This is a genomic window from Streptomyces sp. (assembly GCF_031178505.1).
GTDB classification, from domain to species: Bacteria; Actinomycetota; Actinomycetes; order Streptomycetales; family Streptomycetaceae; genus Streptomyces; species Streptomyces gulbargensis.
Map to the genome: position 1 here is coordinate 1 of NZ_JAPSIW010000869.1, position 2,674 is coordinate 2,674.

2 protein-coding genes are annotated in these 2,674 nt (G+C 76.7%); both read right to left on the reverse strand.

Features of this window, described 5'->3' with window-relative positions:
• Positions 1 to 934: PAS domain-containing protein (locus tag RIF68_RS33685; RefSeq protein ID WP_309055270.1), on the reverse strand; the 934-nt coding region annotated here is incomplete at its 3' end.
• A 65-nt stretch (positions 935 to 999) separates the two neighbouring features.
• Positions 1,000 to 2,259 carry a DUF6777 domain-containing protein gene (locus tag RIF68_RS33690; protein WP_309055271.1) on the reverse strand — a complete coding sequence of 420 codons (1,260 nt, stop codon included), beginning with the start codon at positions 2,257 to 2,259 and terminating at the stop codon, positions 1,000 to 1,002.
• Positions 2,260 to 2,674: the final 415 nt, after the last annotated feature.

Consider the following 2,674-nt stretch of genomic DNA (forward strand, 5'->3'; position numbering starts at 1 on the left):
CGATGCTGCTGCCGAGGGCGACCAGCAGGGTCCGTTCGTCCTCGCTGAAGCCGGTCCGGTCGCTGTAGAGCAGACCGAGGGCGCCGATCGGGCGGGCCTGGGCGACCAGCGGCAGGTAGGCGGCGGAGGTGATGCCGAGGCCGCTGATGTGCGGCCAGAGGACCGGGTACGACTCGGCGAAGTCGCGCGCGGACTCGATGAACCGGGGCCGCAGGGTGCGGATCACCTCGCTCATCGGGTACGGCTCGTCCACCCGGGTGAAGCGGGTGCCCGGCACGAACGCGCCGGCCGGCCCCTCCGCGACGAGGTGGATGCGGCCCGCTTCGAGGAGGCCCATGACGAGGCTCGCGGCCCCGAAGTGTTCGAGGGCCTGGGAGTCGTTGAGGAGGTCGATGACGTCCTGCACGGTTCTGGCGTAGGCGAGGGCGGCGGTGGTGCCCTCCACCACCCCGGCGCGTTTGCGGCGCCCCTCGTCGAGCCCGAGCCGCGCGGCGGACTCGGTGAGCTCGTGGGTGGCGTCGCGGAGCACGCCGACGATGCGGACCGGCCGTCCGGTGGGGTCGCGCTCCACGATGCCCTGGGTGTGGGTCCACTGGTGGGATCCGTCGCGGCGCCGGATGCGGAAGTACGCGCCGTATTCCTGGCTGCCGTCCTTGAGCGCCTGCGCCACGAGGGTGTCGAGGCGGCGCCCCTCGTCGGGCAGGACGCGGACGCCGAGGGTCTCGGGCCGGTCGTCGTAGTCGGCCCGGTCCATGTCGAAGACCTCGAGGGCGGCGTCGTCCATGACCATGGTGCCGGTGAGCAGGTCCCAGTCGAAACCGCCCATGCGGAAGGCCGAGCCGTAGCGCTCCAGGATGGGGGCCCCGGCCCGGTCCGCCGCCGGCGCGCGGCCGACGCGCCCGGGCGTCCGCCCGCCCGCTCCGCCCTCGTTCATGGGGCCACGCTAGGCGCGGCGCGGGCGCCGCGCACCACGAAGATCCGTCGCGTCACCGTCGCCCCTCACCCCGGGAAGGTCTCGGGCGGAACGTCGCCGGAGGGGTCGGGATACGGGTCGCCGGAGGATTCCGGGTACGGCTCGGGCCGCTGCGGCAGCCCGGGCTCGGCGGGGTCACCGGGCGCGACCGGTTCGGCCCAGGGGTCGGCGGGGTCGGCGGGATCCGGGACGACGGGCATGTCGGGGACCTCGGGGGTGTCGGGGGTGTCGGGCACCGGCGGCACCTCGGGGTCGCCCGGCTGTTCCTCGGGCGCGGGTGTGCTGGGGTCCGGGGATGAGGGGTCGGGTTCGGGCGGCGACGCCGGGCCGGACTCGGTCGGGTCCGGGGTGGTCGGAGCGGGCTCCGTCCCGTCGGGGGGCGGGGAGTCGGGGGTGGGCGTGCCGGTGAGGTGGCAGGTGTCGGGGTCGCACGCCGGCGGCTTCGCGGGGGCGCGGTCCTCGGAGCCGTCGCTGCCGATGCGCCGTTCGATCCAGCGGCCGTCGAGGAGGTTCACGATGACCAGGCTGGTGACGACGGTGGTCGTCGGCCGGACCACGACGACCCGCTCGGGGTCGAAGCCGCTCCACGGCTCGCCCCGGTGGACACCGCCGGCACCGGGGGCGGGGCCGCGGAGCGGGTTGCCGCAGGCGCAGCGGACGCGCGGGGCGCCGTACCGGTCGACGAGGACGGCCGTGCCGGCCTGGAGGACCGAGGGGAAGGCGGTGGCCTTGCCGTCGCGGTAGCGGTGGTTGGTGACCCGGGTGTCGACGCGCAGGACGACGGGGGTCAGCCCGCGCAGCCAGCCACCGACGTGCGCCTCGGGGATGCCGGCGGCCTCGGCGAAGGCGTGGGTCCGCTCCCGGTCGGAGGTGAGGGAGGTGATCTGCCGCTCGACGTCGCAGCTGGCGCGGGAGCGGACGCCGCCGTACAGGCCGGGGGCGGAACCGGTGACCTCGCGGGGTCCGCTCGGACCGGAGCTCGGGGCCGGCGGAGGGGAGGCCTGGGCCGTGTCGGTGCGGGCGGTGGAGGCGGTGAAGGGATCGGGGCCGGGGGCGGCGAGGGGCTGGAGGAGGATGTCGTCGGCCGCCGCCGGGGAGGCCGGCGCGGCCGGTTCGCCTCCGCTGCCGGCGCGGTCGGCGGAGCAGCCGGCGAGGAGCAGGGCCGTGGCGGTCGAGACGGCGGCGAGCACGGCGCGGATGCCCGGGCGGCGCCTGCCGCGGGGGCGGGCGGGGGGCGTCGGGGGCGGGGCGGGGGTCGCCCGCGTCGGGGGTGTGGCTGAGGGCACCTGGTTCTCCCGTTGTCTCTCCCCGGCGCGCGTCCGGCGGCCGGCGCCCGGGTCACGGCCGGTCCTTCATGTCTGTCGCAGGGCGCCGCGCCCCGCAAGCGGAGGGCCGCCGACCGGGGCGCTTCGAGGTGCCGGCCAGGTCGCCGGCGCCGTCCGGCGCTTCGCGGGAGCCGTCCGGCGCTTCGCGGGAGCCGTCCGGTTCGGCGCCGGGGCCACCCCTCTCTTGAACACGTTCAAGAAAGGATCTACGCTCGACCCATCGGTTGAACGCGTTCAAGTCGAAGGTGGTGGGGCGTGTCCACGCTGGCGGTCCTCGTGAACCCGGTGGTGGCGCTCGGCATGCTGTGGGTCGTGCCGACCGGCCTCGCCCTCCTCGGCGGGCCGCGCCCGCCGGCTCTGGACCGCCTCCGGCGGG